Below are 19,655 nucleotides of genomic sequence, written 5' to 3' on the forward strand. Positions count from 1 at the left end.
GCTATCCGTTCGGCAGGACCAGGAACTTTTGCCCGGTCTTGCGCGCATTATAGGTCAGCACCGCGTCCTTTTGCAGCATCTGGTCCAGCGTGATCCGGTCGCTGTAATGGCTGGCGAAAGTGGTGGTCAGCTCGCTTAGCACCCGCTTCTGCATGCGGGCGCGGACTTCGCTGCCTGCCTTCTGCAGGAAGGGGAACAGCAGCCAGCCGCTGACGTCCCAGGTAAAGCCGAAACCGCGCGACAGCTTGGTCGGCCCGGTGTCGAGCGCGCCGTAGATATAGACCTTCTTGTCCTCGCTCGACCCATAGCGGCTGAATTCCGCGCCGCGCGTCGCCTGCGCTTCCATGGCGGTCAGCATGTCGCTGGCCATGGTGCCGCCGCCGATCGGATCGAAGCCCAGCATCGCGCCGGTTTCCTCCACCGCGTCGGCCAGCCGCTTGATGAAGCCGTCTTCGGTCATGTCGATGACATGGGTCGCGCCCAGGTCCTTCAGAAGCTTCACCTGGTCCGCGCTGCGCACCACATTGACCAGCGGAATGCCATCGGCAAGGCAGATCCGGACCAGCATCTGGCCCAGATTCGACGCGGCGGCGGCATGGACGATGCCGGTGTAGCCATCGGCCCTCATCGTTTCGGTAAAGCCGAGCGCGGTCATCGGATTGACGAAGCTGGACGCGGCCTGCTCGGCGGTGACGTCGTCGCCGATCGCGAAGGCCATCGACGCATCGCATGTCGCATAGGTGCCATAGGCCGCGCCCGGAACGCAGGCGACGCGCTTGCCCATCAGGGCCTGCGCGGCCGGATCGTCGCCCGCCGCGACCACGGTGCCCGCGCCTTCGTTACCGGCGGGCATCGCCTTGCCATGGCGAGCGGCCATGGAACGCGTGACCTTTTCGGGCATCTGCGCGACCAGCCGGCCATCGCCGTAATCGGCATTCTCGACATCGGCGGCGGCGAACAGAAGGCCGAGGTCCGATGGATTGATCGGAGCGGCCTCCATCCGGACCAGCAGATTGCGCCCGGTGGGGGCGTCCCAGTCTCGTTCGGCAAGCCTGAGGGTCAGCGTGCCATCGGCATCCAGCTGCGTCGTCAATTGCCTGCCATCGAAACCCATCGCTCAGTCCCCACTGTCTTTGGCCGTCATCATTGGCCGTTATAAATCGCTTCCATGAAATATAGGCCCTGCGGCGGGGCGTTGTAACCCAGCGCGGCGCGGTCCCTGGCCGCGAGTGCATCGGCCATGTCCTGCTCGCTCCACCGCCCCATGCCGACCAGCGCGAGGCAGCCGACCATGGATCGGACTTGATGGTGCAGGAAACTGCGCGCCGCGGCATGGATCGCGATTTCCGGCCCCCATGCACCCTCCGCCGCCTCGACATCCAGCCGGTCGAGCGTCTTGACCGGGCTGGCCGACTGGCAATGGGCCGAGCGGAAGGTGGTGAAATCGTGCAGTCCCACCAGATGCTGCGCCGCGCGGTGCATGGCGGCGGCGTCGAGTTCCTGCGGCACCTGCCACGCGCGGTTCTTCAGCAGCGCGAGCGGCGCGCGGCGGTTGACGATGCGGTAGAGATAGCGCCGCCCGGTGCACGAAAAGCGGGCGTGCCAGTCGTTGCCCACCACCTGACAGGCCGTGACCGCGACCGGATCGGGGCGCAGCTTGGCATTGATGCCTTCCATCAGGCGGAAGGGGGCGATGTCCTTGGCCACGTCGATATGCGCGCGCATCGCCGCCGCGTGCACGCCGGTGTCGGTGCGGCCCGCGGCATGCATGCGCACGTCCTCGCCGGTGATCGCCTGTGCGGCCTCCTCCACCGATTGCTGGACGGAGGGGCCGTCGGCCTGGCGCTGCAGCCCGAAGAAGGCGGTGCCGTCATATTCCAGGGTAAGCGCGAAACGGGTCATCGGGGGCGCATCACCGGATCTCGGTACCTGCGGGGATCGGCTTGCCGCGCAGCATGGCGGCGGTTTCCATCGCGGGCTTGCCGGCGCGCTGGACGATGGTGGGGCGCAGCGCGCTGAAGCCGCAGGCGATAGTCAGATCGTCGTCCAGCGTCGTGCCCGCGACGCCCTCGCGTCCGATCACTTCGGCGGCGAGCACGCGGATGCGCTCGCCCTCGAACTCGAAGAAGGCGCCGGGGCGGGGGGCGAAGGCGCGGACCTGTCGTTCCAGCAGCGCCGCGCCGTGGGTGAAGTCCAGCCGCGCTTCCGCCTTGTCGATCTTGGCGGCGTGGGTCGCGCCGAACTGGGGCTGCGGCTGGGCGCGGCGGCGGGGCAGGTCTTCCAGTACCTCGACCATCAATTGCGCGCCCAGCGCCGACAATTCGCCGGCCAACTCGCCCGCGGTCTTGTCGTCGATGCGGGTGGTGCGGGTCAGGATCATGGGCCCGGTGTCGAGACCCTTTTCCATCTGCATGATCGTCACGCCCGTGGTCGGGTCGCCCGCCAGGATCGCGCGCTGGATCGGCGCGGCCCCGCGCCAGCGCGGCAGGATCGAAGCATGGACGTTGAGGCAGCCGTATTCGGGCGCCTCAAGCACCGCGACGGGGAGCAGCAGTCCATAGGCCGCGACGACCGCCACATCGGCGCCCAGCGCGGCGAAGGCGTCCTTTTCCTCCTGCGGTTTAAGGCTGACGGGGGTACGCACCTCGATCCCGTGCGCCTCGGCGGCGAGGTGCACGGGGGAGGGTTGCAGCTTCTTGCCGCGACCCGCCGGGCGCGGGGGCTGGGAGTAGGCGCAGATCACCTGGTGCCCGGCAGCGATCACCGCTTCCAGCACCGGCACGGCGAATTCGGGCGTTCCCATGAAAATGATGCGCATCGGGTTCGGACTTTCAGGAAAGAGGCGCAGTCCCTATCTGCCCACCCATGGCATCGCAAGAGATCGAAGCACTCGCCGGCGCATTGGCGCGCCTTCCCGGCCTTGGGCCGCGTTCCGCGCGGCGCGCGGTGCTGTGGCTGGTAAAGCGGCGCGAATCCGATCTGCCACGCCTTTTGGAAGCGCTGGCAATGGTGCAGGAACTGCTGGTCGAATGCGACATCTGCGGCAATGTCGACACGAAGAACCCGTGCGGCATCTGCAGCGATCCGCGCCGCGATGCCCGTTCGCTATGCGTGGTGGAGGAGGTGTCCGACCTGTGGGCGCTCGACCGGTCGAAGCTGTTTCCGGGGCGCTATCACGTGCTGGGCGGCAGATTGTCGGCACTGGACGGCGTAGGGCCGGAGGATCTGGCGATCGGATCGCTGCTGACGCGGATCGAGACGGGCGATGTCGACGAGGTGGTGCTGGCGATGAACGCCACGCTGGAGGGGCAGACGACAGCCCATTACATCGCCGAGCGGCTGGAAGGGCGCCCGGTGCGCATCACCCAGCTTGCGCACGGCCTGCCGGTGGGCGGAGAGCTTGATTACCTGGACGAAGGTACGCTGGCGCAGGCGCTGCGCGCGCGACGTCCGGTCGGCTGAACGCTGGCAGATTCGACGAATCATTGCCGGAAACGCGTTCGGTCCCTAAATAGGGTCGATGGCTATCCGTGAAATTCTTGAAGTGCCGAACCCGCTGCTGAAGCGCGTGTCGGACCCGGTCGAAACCTTCGACGACGAGCTGAAGCAGCTGGTCGAGGACATGTTTGAGACGATGTACGACGCCCCCGGCATCGGCCTTGCGGCGATCCAGGTCGGCGTGCCGCTGCGGGTCCTGGTGATCGACCTGCAGCCCGACGATCCCGATGCGGAGGCCGAGGTCTGCAACCATGGCGGGCACGAACACACCCACCAGCCGACGAAGAAGGAACCGCGGATCTTCATCAATCCCGAGATCCTCGACCCGTCGGAAGAGGTGAAGGCCTATCAGGAAGGTTGCCTTTCGGTGCCCGAAATCTTCGCCGAGGTCGACCGCCCCGCCACCTGCCGCGTGCGCTGGCAGGACCTTGAGGGCACGACCCACGAAGAGGACATGGACGGGCTGATGGCCGTGTGCATCCAGCACGAGATGGACCATCTGAACGGCATCGTCTTCATCGACCATCTGTCGCGCCTTAAGCGCAACATGGCGATGAAGAAGCTGCAGAAGATGCGCGCCGCGGCGTAGTTTGTTCTAGTCACTCAGACGCCGGGCGCGGGCCATTCGGCCCGCTTGGCTTCCTCGCATAAGCTCGGACGCGCGTTCGCGTTTGCCGGTGTCGCTGCGCGCTCGGAGCTCTTGCCGACCGGTCTATGGATCAGGCGCTGACCGCTTCGTCGTGCAGGTCTTCCATGGCGCCCTTGCAGTCGCGGGCGCATTCGCGGCACATCTGGGCACAGCGGCGACAATGGGCGTTGTCGTGCTTCTCGCATTCCTCGGCGCAGGTCTCGCAGGCCTTAACGCATAGCGCCAGCATCGCGCGGATCACGCTGCGATTCTCGTCCGTGCGGCGGCTGGCCACGCGATAGGTCGCCTCGCAGATGTCGCTGCAATCGCTGCACAGGCGGATGCAGCGCGTCATGTCCATTTCCTCGGCGCTGCAGGCATCGGCGCAGCTGTTGCAGATCGCCGCGCAATACATCGCGTGCTTGACCGCGGTGCCCAGCTTTTCGTTGTAATCGCTGCCGACGGAGGGGTGTTCGGAAATCATCTTCTGGATGGACATTGGCATTCTCCTTTCCCCATCAGCGGCAAAGCGGGGGATAGGTTCCAAAATGATTGGGACGAGCGTTGCGCGCTCGCCGCCGTTCCGCCTATGTTCCCGGCATGGATATACTTGCCCTTGTTCTTGTCATTGTCGCGCTGGCCGTGGGTGCCGCGCTGGGTTGGTTCTTCGGATCGCGGCCCGTGGCCGATTGGCGCGCGCGTCATGCGCAGCGCGATGCCGACGCGAAGGAACTGGACGACAAGTTCCGCAGCGCAATCGCCGAACTCGCGACGATGAGCGAGCGGGCCGAACGTGCGGCCATGCTCGATGACGAGATCAGGGTCTTGCGGCAGGAGAGCGACGGGATGCGCGTGAAGATCGCCGAGGCGGCGCGCGACCGGCACAACCTTGCCGAGCGCGAGAAGCTGCTGGTCGAGGCGCGCGAGGTGCTGGGCAAGGAATTCGAGGCACTGGGCAACAAGGCGCTGGAAGGCGCGCAGACCCGCTTCCTCGAACGCGCGAACGAGCGGTTCGAGGCGAGCGAGAAGGCCAATGCGGAGAAGATCCGCGCGCTGCTGTCGCCGGTGGGCGAGCGGCTGGACAACTATCGCAAGCAGGTCGAGGATCTGGAAGCGAGGCGCGTCGATGCGTTCGGCCAGCTGTCCGGCCTGATCGAGGGGATGCGCAAGGGCCAGGAAGACGTGCGGCGCGAGGCTGCGCGGCTGGGCAATTCGCTTCGCAATGCGCCCAAGGCGCGCGGCCGCTGGGGCGAGCAGCAGCTGAAGAACGTGCTCGAGCACTGCGGGCTCGCCGAGCATACCGATTTCCACCTCGAACATTCGATCGATACCGAGGATGGCCGCCTGCGCCCCGACGCGATCGTGCGCATTCCGGGCCAGAAGATGTTGGTGATCGACGCCAAGGTGTCGCTGAACGCCTATCAGTCCGCGTTCGAGGCCGAGACCGACGAGGCGCGCGAGACGGCTCTGGCGCAGCACGCGGCATCCATGCGGACCCATGTCCAGCAGCTGGGCGCGAAGGCGTATCAGAGCCAGTTCGAGGAAGCGCCCGACTATGTCGTGATGTTCGTGCCGGGCGAGCATTTCGTGGCCGCCGCGCTGGAAACCGATCCGACCTTATGGGACTTCGCATTTGCGAAGGGCGTGCTGCTGGCGACGCCGACGAACCTCGTGGCTATTGCACGGACCGTCGCACAGGTCTGGCGGCAGGACGGGCTGGCGAAGGAGGCGAAGGAGATCGGACGCATGGGCGGCGAGCTGTACGACAGGCTGGCCGTCGCGGCCGAGCATATGAAGCGCGTCGGGTCCGGACTGGAAACGGCTGTCAATAATTACAACAAGTTCGTGGGTTCGTTCGAACGCAACGTACTGTCCGCTGGCCGCCGCCTGAAGGACAAGCATATCGAGATCGGCAAGCGCGAGATTGACGATGTCCCGCAGGTGGAGAGTTCTCCGCGCTATGGTCACAGCGATGTGCCTGTCTTGCCTAAGGGCGATAATGCTGCAATTGCACAGGCTTCGCCCCAGGACTGAAACGGACTACGGACTAGAAGACTCGATGAAACTCCAGATTGCTGGACTGTGCAGCCTTGCCCTGCTTGTGACTGCCTGCGGGGAAAGCCCCGCCGACGAAGCCCCCTCCACCGAACCGACTGCCCCCGCCAGCGAAGCGCCTTCGCTGGCCAATGCCGTCGCCTCGGCCGAAGGGCCGTTCGCGCCCAAGGACGATTGCGGCGAGCTTTATGGCTTCGACAGCTTCCGCGGCCAGCTTCGCCGCGCGATCACTTTCCAGAACACTGAGAGCCTTGCCGCGCTGGTCGATCCGGACGTCAGGCTCGACTTTGGCGGCGATGGCGGCATCGACGCGCTGAAGACGCGCCTTGCCGACGATCCCTCGCTGTGGAGCGAGATGAGCGATGCCATAGCGCTGGGCTGCAGCGCCGAGGACGAGACGGCCGTGACGATGCCCTGGGCCTTCGCCAACCTGCCGGATGGCGCCGAGGCGACCTCGACCTATCTGGTGACGGCGAATGATGCGCCCGTCCGTGCAGAGGCCGGCGAGACCGCGGCCAGCAATGGCGCGATCAGCTGGGATCTTGTCAAGCTGGCAGGCGATGCCCCGGCAGAAGGTGCTGAATACGTCGAGGTCAGCACCCTCGACGATGCGACCAGCGGCTTCGTCGCGGCGCAAAGCCTGCGGCCGATTACCGATTACCGCATCCTGGCCAATCGCGGTGACGATGGCTGGAAGGTCACCGCCTTCGTCGCGGGCGACTGATCCGGCCTTGCCGATAGCGCGCCGGGCGGGTCATCTGCCCGGCGCGTATTTCTTTTAAATCAGCGCAGCGCCGCCAGCGCTTCATAGGCCAGCACGGCCCCGGCCACGGCGGCGTTCAGGCTGTCGGCGCGGCCCAGCATCGGGATGGTGACGCGCAGGTCGCATGCCATCTCGTACCCCTCGGGCAGACCGCGCGATTCGTTGCCGACCAGCAGGAAGCAGGGCGCCGCATAGGGCGCGCCGCGATAATCGACCGCATCGCGCAGCGACGCGGCGACCAGCTGGCCTCCGGCTCCGCCGCGCAGCCACGGCAGGAATTCCTCCCACCGGGCCAGTGCAAGCGGCACGGTGAAGATCGCGCCCATGCTGGCGCGCACCGCTTCGACCGAGAACGGATCGGCGCAATCGTCGATCAGCACCAGCCCGCCCGCGCCCACCGCGTCGGCAGTGCGCAGCATGGTTCCCAGATTGCCCGGATCGCGCAGCGCCTGCGCCGCCAGGAACAGCGGCGCGGCCGTGCGGTCCAGCCGGTCCAGCCCGGTATCGAACTCGCCAAACACGCCGCAGACCGCCTGCGGATTGTCCTTGCCGGTGATCTTGGACAGGGCGGCTTCCGACATGGCCAGAACCTCGCCGCCCGCATCCTCGACCGCCGCGATCAGCGTATCGAGCAGCGGGTGCGGATCGCGCCCCTCGGCCATGGCCAGCATCTGCGGCAGGCGGCCGCTTTCGCGCGCATCGGTCAGCAGGCGCAGCCCCTCGGCCAGGAACACGCCTTCGCGCCGCCGGTGCTTCTTGTCGCGCAGCGAGCGCAGATATTTGACGGTGGGATTGGACAGGCCGCTGATGGTCTTCATGGGCTCGGGCTTTGCCAAAGGGAGAGCCTGCGCTCAATCCTCTCCGAAACGATCCTCGACCAGCGTGACCAGTCTTTCCATCGCTTCGCCGGCAGCGGGGCCGGAAGTGCGGATCTCGATCTCGTCGCCCTTGGCGGCGCCCAGCATCATCAGGCCCAGGATGGAGCCGCCCGCAGCCTCGTTCCCGTCGCGCGCGACGCGGACCACCGTGCCTTCGGGCAATGCCGCCACCGCGCCCACGAATTTCGCGCTGGCGCGGGCATGCAGGCCCCGGCGATTGGCGATCGTCACCTTGCGGACCAGCATGTCCGGCGCGCCGCTTTTATTGGCGGAAGGGGCGCCGGAATCGCTCACGCGTCCTGGCCCAGGAATTCGGAAGCGACGGTGATATAGTTGCGCCCGGCATCGCGTGCGGCGACGACGGCATCGGTCACGCTCATCTCCATGCGCGCGCCGGCCAGGCGGATCAGCATCGGCAGGTTGATGCCGGCGATCACCTCGACCTCGCCCGTGCGCAGCAGCGAGATCGCCAGGTTCGACGGCGTGCCGCCGAACAGGTCGGTCAGCATGATGACGCCCGCGCCGTCGTTCACTTCGCTGATGGCGTCGGCGATTTCGCTGCGCCGCGCTTCCATGTCGTCGTTCGGGCCAATGCAGACCGGAACGATCCGGTCCTGCTTGCCCACCACGTGTTCCATGGCAGCGACGAATTCCCGCGCCAGGTCACCATGGGTTACCAGGATGAGGCCAATCATGTCAGTCCTTCTAAACAGCCAAAACCCACTATGGCCTCACCCAAATTTACGCCGCCTTGCTGACGTGCGCTTTTCTTGCCAGCGTGTTTTCCGGCCGGATCGTCCCGGCCCGTGGCCCTGCTCGATCCGACATTGCGCCGACGTCAACAAAGGTTACCCCGCGCGGGAGCCGCCTTCGACCAGATCACTTGCACCGATGTCAAGATTGCGATGCAGCACGCCGGGATTGTGTCCCGTTTTGCGCAACTCGTGCGCCATGCTTTCCGCGCTGAAGACCGAGCGATGCTTGCCGCCCGTACAGCCGAAAGCGATATGGAGATAGCTTTTTCCCTGCGCTTCGTAGAGCGGGACCAGCGACAGCACCAGGTCGCGGATGCGGCCGAAGCTTTCCTGCCAGGCGGGATCGGCGGCGATATGGCTGGCGACCGGCGCGTCGCGGCCCGTCAGCGGGCGCAATTCGTCGACCCAGTGCGGATTGTCGAGGAAGCGCATGTCGAACACCAGATCGGCAAGCGGCGGCATGCCGCGCGCGAAGCCGAAGCTGGACACTGTGATCGTCATCCCCTGCGGCGCGCTGGGGGCGAACAGCTCGCGGATCGTGCGGCCGAGATCGTTGGTCGAGAAGCTGGTGGTGTTGACCACCACGTCCGCCCAGCGGCGCAGCGGTGCCATCAGCTCGCGTTCGGCGGCAATGCCGGCCGCCACGGGCCGGTCGCCCGCCAGCGGATGGCGGCGGCGCGTCTCGTTATAGCGGCGCTCGAGTTCTTCGGATCCGCAGTCGAGGAACAGCGTGGACAACGCGATGTCCACGCGCCGGGCCAGCGCATCGACCTCGGCGATCACGCGCTGCGGGTCGAATCCGCGGGTGCGCGAATCGAAGCCGATCGCCAGCGGATGGCTTTCCGCCGAATTGCGGTCGTGGCCGGGACCGGGCGCGGTCGAGACCAGGCGCGGCAGCAGGCGCACGGGAAAATTGTCGACCGGCTCCCAGCCCAGATCCTCCAGCGCGCGCAAGGCTGTCGTCTTGCCCGCGCCCAGCAGGCCCGTGACCAGCAGGATGCGCGTCTGCTTCGCGGCGTCGCCGTCGTCGTCGCGGGGTCGGGGCGAGTCGCTCGTCATCGCGGGTGGCTATCGCGCACTGCGGGCAGAATCGGAAGCCCGTGCACCTTCATCGCCCATTCCGCGCGCAGCCCCAGCACCGGCGTATCGGGCCAGAGCGCCAGCGAGGGAACCGGAAGGCCGCAGATATTCTTGCTGCCCGCTTCTTCGACATGGCGGGGGGCGCCGTGCGTCAGGGTCACGGCCAGCGCCACGGGCGCGGGGACCGCCTGCATGGTGACGATCCCGACATTGCGAATCTCGACCATTCCGCGGGTGTTGGGATGGGGGAAGGCCCATAGCACGCCGCCCACATCGGCCAGCATCACCCCATCGTCGCCCACCAGCACGCCGCCGCGATCGATCAGCGCCAGCGCCAGGCTGGTCTTGCCGCTGGCGGGCTCGCCCTCGATCAGCAGGGCGCGCCCGTCCAGCGCGACGACGCTGGCCTGATAGGCGGCGGCGTGATCGGGGACGGGGACGAGGGTCATGACTTGGCGTCTCCTTCCAGCGCGGGGAGGGTGATGACGAAGACCGCCCCGCTTGCGCCATCCGCGCGCCCGCGCACGGCCAGCGTGCCGCCATGACCGGTCACGATGGAGCGCGCGATGGCCAGGCCCAGGCCCGAGTGCTTGCCGAAGCTCTCCGGTTCGGGCCGGTGCGAGTGGAAGCGTTCGAATACCGCCTCGCGCTCTTCCTCGGCGATGCCGGGGCCGTCGTCGGTGACGGTGATCTCGACCGTGTCGCCAAGGTCGCGGAACGCGATGGCGATGCGACCGCCATGGGGCGAGAAGCTGGCCGCGTTGTCGACCAGGTTTTCGAAAACGCGCTCTAGCTGGGCTTCGTCGCCGCGCACCATGGTGGCGCTGGTGGGCGCGCTTTCGACCGTGAATTGCAGGTCGCGTTCGGCGCTGATGCGCGCGGCGGCGGTGCGCCCGCCGATGACATTGCGGGCCAGCGCCAGCAGGTCCACCGGCTCGAACGAGGCGCGCGACAGTTCGGCGTCGAGGCGGCTTGCCTCGGCGATTTCGGTGATCAGCCGGTCGATGCGCCGCAGGTCGGCCTGCGCGATCTCGGCCAGCTGGTGGCGCAGCGATGGGTCATCCACCGTTTCCAGCGTGTCCAGCGCGCTGCGCAGGGACGCCAGCGGGTTCTTCAGCTCGTGGCTGACATCGGCGGCAAAGGCCTCGCCCGCGTCGATGCGGTCGCGCAGCGCCTGCGTCATGTCGGACAGCGACCGGGCCAGCGTGCCGATCTCGTCCTGGCGCTCGGGCAGGCGGGGGATGACCACATCGCGCTCGCGCCCGGCGCTGACCCGGGTGGCGGCGCGCGACAGCGTGCGGACCGGCTGGACGATCGTGCGGGCCAGGAACAGCGACAGCTGGATCGAGAAGATCACCGCCAGCGCCAACAGGACCAGCAAGGTCTGGCGCGCGGCGCGGATCGCGACGGTGATGTCGGTCGCGTTGCGCATGGTCAGCAGGGTCTCACCCTGCGCGCCATAGGGCGCGGCGGCGGTGATGACCGGCGTGCGGTCGGGCGCATAGCGCAGCATCACCGTACCCGCGCGCGCTTGTTCGGCGACGAACACCTCGGGCCACTGCGATTTGGTGGCGGGTTCGGCGTCGTCCTCAGGGTCGTATCGCGAGACTGGCGGGGCCATGACCAGAAAGTCGACGATGCGGTCCATCGTGCGCGCCAGCGTATGGGTCCAGTCCTGCTGGTCGGGATCGGCGAAGAAGAAGGCTGGCTCGCCCACCACGAAGCTGTCGGTCTGCAGCGCGCCCTGCGAATCGAAGGTGCGCAGCCGCAGCCGCTGCTGGTCGCCGATGCGGGCAAGCAGCGCGGCATGCTCGCTGGCGGGTGCCTCGGCCAGCGCGTTGGCGATGATCTCGACCTCGGACCGGGCGAGGCGCGAGCGTTCGGCGACAAGCTGCTTGCGATTGGTGTCGAGCACGAACAACCCGCCCAATACCAGCCCGACGATCAGCAGGTTGACCGCAAGGATGCGCGTGGTGAGCGAGAAGCGCCGCGTCCAGAAGAGCGGATCGGGGGCATTGCCTGCGCCGGGTTCTGCGGCACCGGAGTCGCGCGCGCCGGATTTGCCCGCAGCGGAATGGGCCGTCTCGCCCGGCACCGGATACTCCTGCTCATCATCCGGGGCGGGCGGACCGCGCGGCACCTGCGCGCCGGGATGATGCGGATCAGTCCCCCGCAAAGCTGTAGCCCGCGCCATAGAGCGTCGAGATGCCGGTGAATTCCCTGTCGACCTGCCGGAACTTGCGGCGCAGGCGCTTGATATGGCTGTCGATGGTGCGGTCGTCGACGAAGACGTCGTCCTGATACGCTGCATCCATCAGCTGGTTGCGCGTCTTCACCACGCCCGGCCGCTGGGCCAGCGCCTCGAGGATCAGGAACTCGGTCACCGTCAGCGACACCGGATGGCCGTCCCAGGTGACGCGGTGGCGCTCCGGCTCCATCGTCAGGCGGCCGCGGGTGGTCAGCTCGGCGGGGGGCTGGCTGGTGTCGCCCGACAGCCGGTTCATCACCAGCTCCTCGCGCCGCAGCAGCGCGCGGATGCGCGCGATCAGCAGGCGCTGGCTGAAGGGCTTGGCGATATAGTCGTCCGCGCCCATCGCCAGGCCCAGCGCCTCGTCCTGCTCGTCGGTCTTTGACGTGAGGAAGATGACCGGAAGCGAAGATCTCTCACGCAAGCGGCGCAGCAGTTCCAGCCCGTCCATGCGCGGCATCTTGATGTCGCACACGGCAAGGTCAGGCGGATTTTCGATCAGTGCTTCCAGCGCGGCGGAGCCGTCTGAATAGACCCGCGTGTCGAACCCCTCTGCCTGAAGGGCGATCGAGAGGCCGGTCAGGATATTTCGATCATCGTCCACCAGGGCGATAACATGCGCCATAAAAACAACCTTCTTGTCGCGAATTCCGCTCGTAACAACGCGCGGGCCGCCATGCATGTTTCGGCTTAGCCAATTCGGACGCGCCAGCCAAATGCCTGCTGCCGACTTGCGGTGAAAGGGTGGCGCCGTGACGCCTTGTAACTCTTTGGGAGCATGATCCCAATGAAGCAGAACTGGCCATTCGCGGCGATTCGTGACAGGGTCGGGTAGAGGGTTTGACTCTGCCAATATTTGTGAGCATCTGAAAATCAATAAGTCGAGGCGACGGGCGCATGTCCGGCGACCACGAAGTCATCCCGAGAGGATTGCATTGATTGTCCGCGCCTGCGCCGCGCGGCTGGCCCCGTCTGGAAGGGGTCCTGAAAGGAGAGCAACGTGCCGAAAATGACGTCCTTGTCGGATCAGGGTATCGCGACCGATGCCGAAATCCATGCCAATCTGGGCCGGTCCCAGCTGATCGAACATGCGCTGGCGAATGGCGAAGGCCGCCTTGCCGCGGATGGTCCGCTCGTCGTCGATACCGGCCGTTTCACCGGTCGCAGCGTCAAGGACAAGTTCGTCGTTCGCGACGACATGACGCAGGACACGATCAACTGGGGACCGATCAACCAGCCCATGAGCCCTGAGCATTTTGCCAATCTCAAGGCCGATTTCATGGAAGCGCTGAAGGATCAGGAAAAGCTGTATGTCGCCGACCTGTTCGGCGGTTCGCAGCCCGATTACCGCGTCAACGTGCGTGTCATCACCCAGATGGCCTGGCATTCGCTGTTCGTGCGCACCATGCTGGTGCGCCCCACGGCGGAGGAACTGGAAAGCTTCGTTCCCGAATTCACGATCATCAACCTGCCGAGCTTCAAGGCCGATCCCGATCGCCATGGCAGCCGTACGGACACGATGATCGCTGTCAGCCTCACCGAAAAGCTGATCCTGATCGCCAACACCGAATATTCGGGCGAGATGAAGAAGGGCGTGTTCGGCCTTCTCAACTATCTGCTGCCCGAACAGGGCGTGATGCCGATGCACTGCTCGGCCAATATCGGTGCCGACGGCAAGACCGCGATCTTCTTCGGCCTGTCGGGTACCGGCAAGACCACGCTGTCGGCCGACGCCAGCCGCACGCTGATCGGCGACGACGAGCATGGCTGGTCGGATTCGGCGGTCTTCAACTTCGAAGGCGGCTGCTATGCCAAGATGATCGACCTGTCGGCCGAGGGCGAGCCCGAGATCTATGCCACGACCAAGATGTTCGGCACGATCCTGGAAAACGTCGCGATGGACGAAGAAACGCGTACCATCGACTTTACCGACACCAGCAAGACGCAGAATACCCGCGGTGCCTATCCGATCGATTTCATTCCCAATACCTCGGAAGAAAATCTTGGTCCGGTGCCGTCGAACGTCATCATGCTGACCGCCGATGCGTTCGGCGTGCTGCCTCCGATCGCGCGGCTGACGCCCGATCAGGCGATGTACTACTTCCTGTCGGGCTATACCGCCAAGGTTGCCGGTACCGAGATCGGCGTGACCGAGCCCGAAGCGACCTTCTCCACCTGCTTCGGTGCGCCCTTCATGCCGCGCCACCCCAGCGTTTACGGCAATCTGCTGAAGGAACGCATCGCGCAGGGCGGCGCGCAGTGCTGGCTGGTCAATACCGGGTGGACCGGCGGCAAGTACGGCACCGGCAGCCGCATGCCGATCAAGGTCACGCGCGCCCTGCTCAATGCTGCGCTCGACGGATCGCTGGGCGATGTCGAGTTCCGCAAGGACCCGAACTTCGGTTTCGAGGTTCCGGTCGCGGTTCCGGGTGTCGACAGCACCATCCTCGATCCCCGTGCGACCTGGGACGACAAGGACGAATACGACCGCACCGCGCAGAAGCTGGTGCAGCTGTTCGTCGACAATTTCGCGCAGTTCGAAAGCCATGTCGACGAGGGCGTGCGCAAGGCGGCTCCGACCGCGGCCTGACCCGAATTCGCGGCACATGAAAACGCCCCGGACCAAGGCGGTCCGGGGCGTTTTCGATTTCGGCCCTGCTGAGCCGCGACGCTAGTCGGTCAGCGAGGCGGGAACCTTGCCGCCATTCGCGGCCAGTTCACGCATCACCTGCTTGTGCATCCAGATGTTATCCTCGGCCGACCCTTCGTAATCGGTGCGCCCCATTTCGGCAGCAAGTTCCTTGCGATTGGCATAGCCGGCATCGATGTCGAGCAGCTTCATCAGATCGACGATGGAACTGCGCCAGTTGAGGTCCTTGCCCTCGCCCATCGAAGCGAGCCGGGCCTCCACGTCGACCTCTGCCATCGGCGCGGGCTTGGCCTGAGCAGGTTTTGCGGGGGCGGCCTGTGTCGCGGCGGGGCGCGTCGGAGCGGGACGCGTCGGAGCGGGGCGGGGAGGCGCGGTCTTGCCGGCTGCGGCGCCCGGCTTGGCCTTGTCGTCGTCCTTGCCGAAGATCGAGTCGCGGATCTTGCTGAATATTCCCATGTCGATTTCCTGTTGATCCTTTCAAAGCCCATTGGCCAAAGCCGGTCCGGACGATAACCGCCGAGCGCGGCCCGGGTTGCATCATTTGGGGTGTTCGGAGCCGAAAGCGCGGTCTATGCGCTGGCGGCATGGCCGATATCGCGCTTTCCCTGATGGTGCTTTGCGCCGCGGTGATGACCGTGGCGGCGTTCTTCGCGTTCCGCCGGGGCGACCGGAAACAGGGTGCGCTGATGCTGGTGCTCGCGGCGGTGCTGGCGATCAATGTCGCGATCTGGACCGTGCCCGGCCCCGGCGAAACGCTGAGCGATGCCTCGGAAGGCGGCGGCTAGCCCTCGATCTTCTGGCCGCCCTTGAACAGGGCAATGGCGCGGCCCTGCACCGGCTGCTTGTCGAACGGGGTGTTGCCCGCCTGCGCTTCCATCCGATCCGAATCGACGATCCATGGGCGGTCGGGATCGATGACCGCGATGTCGGCTTCCAGTCCCGCTTCCAGCCGCCCCGCCTCGACCCCCAGGATGCGCGCGGGATTGACGCATAGCAATTCGCACATCCGTGCCATGTCGATCACCCCGTCGCGCACCAGGCTGAGCGTCAGCGGCAGCAGCGTCTCCGCGCCCGCCATGCCGGGGGCGGCATCGACGAAGGGCAGGCGCTTGTCCTCTGGCCCGCGCGGGTCGTGGCCCGATGCGATGGTGTCGATCGTGCCGTCCGCCAGCGCGATGCGTACGGCCAGCCGGTCCGCCTCGCTACGCAGCGGCGGCGAAAGGCGGGTAAAGGTCAGGAAACCCGCAGTCGCGATATCCGACAGCATGAAATAGGCGGGGGTCACGCCGCAGGTCAGCCGCACGCCGCGCGCCTTGGCCGCGCGGACCAGGTCGAGCCCCGCGGCGGTCGTCACCTGCCGGATATGCAGATGAGCGCCTGCCATCTCGGCCAGCGCGATGTCGCGCATGATGGCCAGCGATTCCGCTTCGGCAGGGGCGCTTGGCAGGCCGAGACGGGTCGCCATCTCGCCGGCGGTCGCCACGGCCCCGCCGGTCAGTCCGGCATCCTCGGCATGAGAGATGACGGGCAGGCCGAGCATCGCGGCATATTGCATCATGCGCAGCATGATGCCCGAATCGCCCAGCCATTGGCGACCCGACGACACGGCGCGCGCGCCCGCTTCCTGCATCAGTCCCAGCTCGGGCAGTTCCGAGCCCGCCAGTCCGCGCGTCGCGGCGGCGATGGGATGGACCCACAGGTCGGGCTTGCCATAGCTGGCGGCGAAACGGACTCGCGCCGGGTAGTCCAGCGGCGGGTTCTGGTCGGGCATCAGCGCGGCGCGGGTGATGCCGCCGAAATGGAACGCGGGCTTGTCGATCTCGAACACGCCAAGGTCGATGATGCCGGGCATGACGATCTTGCCCCTGGCGTCATGGGTGCGGTCGCCGGGCTGTGCCTCGACTTCGCCTGCCGCGACGATGCGGTCGCCTTCGCAGCGGATCGATCCGGCAGAAGGCGCGCCGCTGCCGGTGAGCAACTTTCCGCCCGTGATGATCAGGGGTTCGCGCGGGATCATAGCGAATTCCACCCTTCGACACCGCGCGCGCGGCGCGTCACCACGTCCAGGCAGGCCATGCGCAGCGCCACGCCCATCTCCACCTGCCGGGTGATGGCCGAGCGTTCGAGCATGTCTGCGACCGACGAATCGATCTCGACCCCGCGGTTCATCGGGCCGGGATGCATGACCAGCGCATGCGGCGCGGCGCGCTTCAGCCGCTCGGGCGTCAGGCCGAACAGATGGCGATACTCTCGGGCCGAGGGGATGAAGGGGCCTGCCATGCGTTCGTTCTGGAGGCGCAGCATCATCACCACGTCGACCCCGTCGATGGCGGCATTGAAATCGCTGAAGGGCGTGACCTTCATATGCTCGATCGCCGCTGGCATCAGGGCGGGCGGGGCGCAGACGCGCACTTCGGCGCCCAATGTCGTCAGCAGCAATATGTTCGATCGCGCCACCCGGCTGTGCATGATGTCGCCGCAGATCGCGATCTTCAGCTTCGCGAATTCGTCGCTGAGCGGACAGCTGTCGCTGCGCAGCCAGAACCGCATGGTCAGCGCGTCGAGCAGCGCCTGCGTCGGGTGTTCGTGCTGCCCGTCGCCCGCGTTCAGCACGGGGCAGTCGACCTTGTCCGCGATCAGTTGCACCGCGCCGGACGACGAATGGCGGATCACGATGGCATCGGCGCGCATGGCGTTCAGCGTTGTCGCCGTGTCGATCAGCGTCTCGCCCTTCTTCACGCTGGACTGCGCGGCGTGCATGTTGACCACGTCGGCGCCCAGCCTTTTGCCCGCGATCTCGAACGACAGCAGCGTGCGGGTCGAATTTTCGAAGAACGCGTTGATGATGGTCAGGCCCGCCAGCGCGTCGGCATGTTTCGCGGGCTGGCGATTGAGTGCGACCCATTGCTCCGCCTCATCCAGCAGATAATGGATTTCCCAAGGAGCCAGCGGCGCGATGCCGATCAGGTCCTTGTGCGGAAACGCGTCGCCACCGGCGGGATAGCGGGTGGAGGAGGGGTTTGGTGCATCGCTCATCTTGAGACCGGGCGTCTAAATGGCCTTTCGCGTTCCGGCAAGGCCGATGGCGCGCGCCGTGCAAAGCCCCCCCTTCGGTCCGGCACGCGTTTCGCATTTGCGACATTGGCCGCCCCGCCTTAACTAGCGCGCAAATGCCGGGCGATCTTGGCCCGCGCAGGAAGGAAGTTCATCATGGCGTTCGCGCGCAAGGTCTGGAAGCTGCTGGTCGCCATCAAGGACGGGCTTGTCCTGCTGCTTTTGCTGCTGTTCTTCGGTGCGCTCTATGCCGTGCTGACCTTTCGCCCGGTGGCCGCCGTGGTCGAGGATGGCGCGCTGCTGGTCGCGCTGGACGGCGTGGTTGTGGAAGAGCCCGCGCCGACCGATCCGTTCGCCATGGTCCTGTCGACCAGCACGCCGATCCAGGAACACCGCGCCCGCGATGTGGTTCGCGCGATCGAGGGGGCGGCAACCGACGAGCGGGTCAAGGCGGTGGTGCTCGACCTCGACTATTTCCTTGGGGGCGGGCAGGTCCACATGGAAGAGATCGGCAAGGCGATCGACAAGGTGCGCGCCGCGGACAAGCCGGTGCTCACCCATGCCATCGCCTATACCGGCGACAGCATGCAGCTGGCCGCCCATGCCAGCGAGATATGGGTCGATCCGCTGGGCGGCGCGCCCGTGGCGGGACCGGGGGGCACCTATCTGTTCTTCGGGCAGATCGCCGAGCGGCTGAAGATCAACGTTCACGTCTATCGCACGGGCGAATACAAGAGCGCGGTCGAGCCCTATACGCTGAGCGGATTTTCCGGTGCCGCACGCAGTGACATCGAGGGGACCTATGGCAATCTGTGGGAAAACTGGCTCGACGGCGTGAGGAGGGCCCGCCCCCAGGCGCAGGTGCGGCAGGTGGCGATGGACCCCGTCGCCCCGATCCGCGCGGCGAACGGCAATGGGGCGCTGGCGGCTGTCAATACGGGGCTGGCCGACCGGATCGGCAGCTATGAGGATTTCTCGCTGCGCGTCGCCGAACTGGTCGGCAACGACCCCAACCTGCCCGACGAGCCGCGCAGCTTTGCCCACACCTCCTATCGCGACTGGGTCGAGGCGGTAGCGCCGCCGCAGGACGGGCGGGCGATCGGCGTGGTCACGGTCGCGGGCAGCATCGTCGACGGCGAGGCCGGGCCCGGCACCGCCGGCGGCGACCGCATCGCCGCCCTGCTGGACGAGGCACTGCAGGACGATCTGGCCGCGCTGGTGGTGCGCGTCGATTCGCCGGGTGGATCGGTCACGGCGTCGGAGCGGATCCGGCAGGCGATCCTGCGCCACAAGGCGCGCGGCATTCCGGTCGTGGTGTCGATGGCCAATGTCGCGGCCAGCGGCGGATATTATGTGGCGACGCCGGGCGATGCGATCTTCGCCGATCCGTCGACCATAACCGGCTCGATCGGCGTATTCCTGGCCGTGCCGAGCGTCGAGAACGCTCTGCCCGAATGGGGCGTGACCACCGATTCGATCCGGACGAGCCCGCTTGCGGGCCAGCCCGACCTGCTGGGCGGTTTCACGCCCGAGATGGACGCGATCCTGCAGTCGCAGGTCGAGCACAGCTATGATTTGTTCCTGGGACTGGTATCGGAAAGCCGCGACATCAGCCGGGCGCGGCTGCGCACCGATATCGCCGGTGGGCGCATCTGGGCAGGCGGCCCGGCGCGGCAGGTGGGGCTGGTCGACCGCTTCGGCAATCTCGACGAAGCGCTGGTTCATGCGGCGCAGCTTGCAGGGCTGGGCGCAGGCGACTGGCACGCCCGCTACCTTCAGGACGAGCCAGATCCCTTCACCGCCTTTTTGCAGTCGATGACGGCGCCAGAAGAAACGGTGGAGGAGGGCGACATGCTGGCGGTGATGATGGCGCGGCGCGATCTGGTCGCGGGACGCTCACTGGCCGATCTGGTGCAATTGCTCGATCGGCCGCGCATCCAGGCGCGATGCCTGGGCTGTCCGCCGCCGGTTTCGGGCGCAGAAAACGCCAGGCCCGCGGCTTTGCGGGTCCTGCTTGACCGGTTGGGGCTCTGAGCCTCGCAGGCT

Annotated in this window: 21 protein-coding genes; 7 read left to right on the forward strand and 14 right to left on the reverse strand. The window is 66.6% G+C overall.

Features of this window, described 5'->3' with window-relative positions; all coding sequences use genetic code 11:
• Position 1 precedes the first annotated feature (1 nt).
• The 3 genes from A9D14_RS01770 to fmt are packed head-to-tail and all read right to left on the reverse strand — an operon-like array spanning position 2 to position 2,818.
• Positions 2-1,114 carry a zinc-binding dehydrogenase gene (locus A9D14_RS01770; RefSeq protein WP_066842433.1) on the reverse strand — a complete coding sequence of 371 codons (1,113 nt, stop codon included), beginning with the start codon at positions 1,112-1,114 and terminating at the stop codon, positions 2-4.
• A 29-nt stretch (positions 1,115-1,143) separates the two neighbouring features.
• Positions 1,144-1,902 carry a tRNA pseudouridine(38-40) synthase TruA gene (gene truA / locus A9D14_RS01775; protein ID WP_066842436.1) on the reverse strand — a complete coding sequence of 253 codons (759 nt, stop codon included), beginning with the start codon at positions 1,900-1,902 and terminating at the stop codon, positions 1,144-1,146.
• Between the two features lie 10 nt (positions 1,903-1,912).
• Entirely contained in the window at positions 1,913-2,818 is a 906-nt protein-coding gene (fmt, locus tag A9D14_RS01780) for a methionyl-tRNA formyltransferase (RefSeq protein WP_066842438.1), read from the reverse strand.
• Positions 2,819-2,865: 47 nt separating this feature from the next.
• Here fmt and recR point away from each other — a divergent pair, with 47 nt between their 5' ends.
• A complete protein-coding gene (gene recR, locus A9D14_RS01785; protein WP_066842440.1) occupies positions 2,866-3,462 on the forward strand; it encodes a recombination mediator RecR in 597 nt (198 codons plus the stop codon).
• A gap of 58 nt (positions 3,463-3,520) precedes the next feature.
• Positions 3,521-4,087 (forward strand): peptide deformylase, encoded by a 567-nt coding sequence (locus A9D14_RS01790; protein WP_066842441.1) that lies wholly within the window; start codon positions 3,521-3,523, stop codon positions 4,085-4,087.
• A gap of 130 nt (positions 4,088-4,217) precedes the next feature.
• Here A9D14_RS01790 and A9D14_RS01795 read toward each other — a convergent pair whose 3' ends face one another.
• Positions 4,218-4,625, reverse strand: coding sequence for a four-helix bundle copper-binding protein (locus A9D14_RS01795; RefSeq protein WP_066842448.1), 408 nt, complete (start codon positions 4,623-4,625; stop codon positions 4,218-4,220).
• A 101-nt stretch (positions 4,626-4,726) separates the two neighbouring features.
• On the opposite strand from A9D14_RS01795, the gene A9D14_RS01800 reads away from it, so the two are divergent.
• Positions 4,727-6,160: a DNA recombination protein RmuC gene (locus tag A9D14_RS01800; RefSeq protein ID WP_066847892.1), complete on the forward strand. Its 1,434-nt coding sequence runs from the start codon at positions 4,727-4,729 to the stop codon at positions 6,158-6,160.
• Between the two features lie 25 nt (positions 6,161-6,185).
• The gene (locus A9D14_RS01805) at positions 6,186-6,905 is read left to right on the forward strand and encodes a hypothetical protein (RefSeq protein ID WP_157668104.1); all 720 of its coding nucleotides are present in this window, start codon (positions 6,186-6,188) and stop codon (positions 6,903-6,905) included.
• Between the two features lie 59 nt (positions 6,906-6,964).
• Here the strand turns inward: A9D14_RS01805 and A9D14_RS01810 are convergent, their stop codons facing one another.
• From A9D14_RS01810 to A9D14_RS01840, 7 genes are all read right to left on the reverse strand, one after another.
• Complete coding sequence (locus A9D14_RS01810; RefSeq protein ID WP_066842452.1) at positions 6,965-7,762, reverse strand: TrmH family RNA methyltransferase; 798 nt, start codon at positions 7,760-7,762, stop codon at positions 6,965-6,967.
• Between the two features lie 33 nt (positions 7,763-7,795).
• Positions 7,796-8,068 carry an HPr family phosphocarrier protein gene (locus A9D14_RS01815; RefSeq protein ID WP_066847895.1) on the reverse strand — a complete coding sequence of 91 codons (273 nt, stop codon included), beginning with the start codon at positions 8,066-8,068 and terminating at the stop codon, positions 7,796-7,798.
• A gap of 44 nt (positions 8,069-8,112) precedes the next feature.
• Positions 8,113-8,517: a PTS sugar transporter subunit IIA gene (locus A9D14_RS01820; RefSeq protein ID WP_066842453.1), complete on the reverse strand. Its 405-nt coding sequence runs from the start codon at positions 8,515-8,517 to the stop codon at positions 8,113-8,115.
• 153 nt (positions 8,518-8,670) lie between these two features.
• A complete protein-coding gene (gene rapZ, locus A9D14_RS01825; RefSeq protein ID WP_066842454.1) occupies positions 8,671-9,636 on the reverse strand; it encodes an RNase adapter RapZ in 966 nt (321 codons plus the stop codon).
• Positions 9,633-10,106: an HPr kinase/phosphorylase gene (locus A9D14_RS01830; RefSeq protein WP_066842456.1), complete on the reverse strand. Its 474-nt coding sequence runs from the start codon at positions 10,104-10,106 to the stop codon at positions 9,633-9,635. Before A9D14_RS01830 ends, rapZ begins: the two co-directional genes overlap by 4 nt.
• Entirely contained in the window at positions 10,103-11,752 is a 1,650-nt protein-coding gene (locus A9D14_RS01835; protein ID WP_232468703.1) for a sensor histidine kinase, read from the reverse strand. Before A9D14_RS01835 ends, A9D14_RS01830 begins: the two co-directional genes overlap by 4 nt.
• Positions 11,753-11,819: 67 nt before the next feature.
• Complete coding sequence (locus A9D14_RS01840; protein ID WP_066847901.1) at positions 11,820-12,530, reverse strand: response regulator transcription factor; 711 nt, start codon at positions 12,528-12,530, stop codon at positions 11,820-11,822.
• A gap of 384 nt (positions 12,531-12,914) precedes the next feature.
• Here A9D14_RS01840 and A9D14_RS01845 point away from each other — a divergent pair, with 384 nt between their 5' ends.
• Complete coding sequence (locus A9D14_RS01845) at positions 12,915-14,495, forward strand: phosphoenolpyruvate carboxykinase (protein WP_066842458.1); 1,581 nt, start codon at positions 12,915-12,917, stop codon at positions 14,493-14,495.
• Between the two features lie 81 nt (positions 14,496-14,576).
• Here the strand turns inward: A9D14_RS01845 and A9D14_RS01850 are convergent, their stop codons facing one another.
• Positions 14,577-15,011: a DUF3597 domain-containing protein gene (locus A9D14_RS01850; RefSeq protein WP_066842460.1), complete on the reverse strand. Its 435-nt coding sequence runs from the start codon at positions 15,009-15,011 to the stop codon at positions 14,577-14,579.
• A gap of 128 nt (positions 15,012-15,139) precedes the next feature.
• Between A9D14_RS01850 and A9D14_RS01855 the strand changes: the two genes are divergently transcribed.
• Positions 15,140-15,340 (forward strand): hypothetical protein, encoded by a 201-nt coding sequence (locus tag A9D14_RS01855; protein WP_066842462.1) that lies wholly within the window; start codon positions 15,140-15,142, stop codon positions 15,338-15,340.
• Here the strand turns inward: A9D14_RS01855 and A9D14_RS01860 are convergent.
• Complete coding sequence (locus A9D14_RS01860) at positions 15,337-16,572, reverse strand: dihydroorotase (RefSeq protein ID WP_066842464.1); 1,236 nt, start codon at positions 16,570-16,572, stop codon at positions 15,337-15,339. The two genes, A9D14_RS01855 and A9D14_RS01860, sit on opposite strands and share 4 nt — an antisense overlap.
• Positions 16,569-17,591 (reverse strand): aspartate carbamoyltransferase catalytic subunit, encoded by a 1,023-nt coding sequence (locus tag A9D14_RS01865; protein WP_066842466.1) that lies wholly within the window; start codon positions 17,589-17,591, stop codon positions 16,569-16,571. Before A9D14_RS01865 ends, A9D14_RS01860 begins: the two co-directional genes overlap by 4 nt.
• A 174-nt stretch (positions 17,592-17,765) precedes the next feature.
• Between A9D14_RS01865 and sppA the strand changes: the two genes are divergently transcribed.
• Positions 17,766-19,643 carry a signal peptide peptidase SppA gene (gene sppA / locus A9D14_RS01870; protein WP_066842468.1) on the forward strand — a complete coding sequence of 626 codons (1,878 nt, stop codon included), beginning with the start codon at positions 17,766-17,768 and terminating at the stop codon, positions 19,641-19,643.
• The last annotated feature ends 12 nt before the right edge of the window (positions 19,644-19,655 follow it).

Origin of the sequence: Croceicoccus marinus (genome assembly GCF_001661675.2) — a bacterium.
GTDB classification, from domain to species: Bacteria; Pseudomonadota; Alphaproteobacteria; order Sphingomonadales; family Sphingomonadaceae; genus Croceicoccus; species Croceicoccus marinus.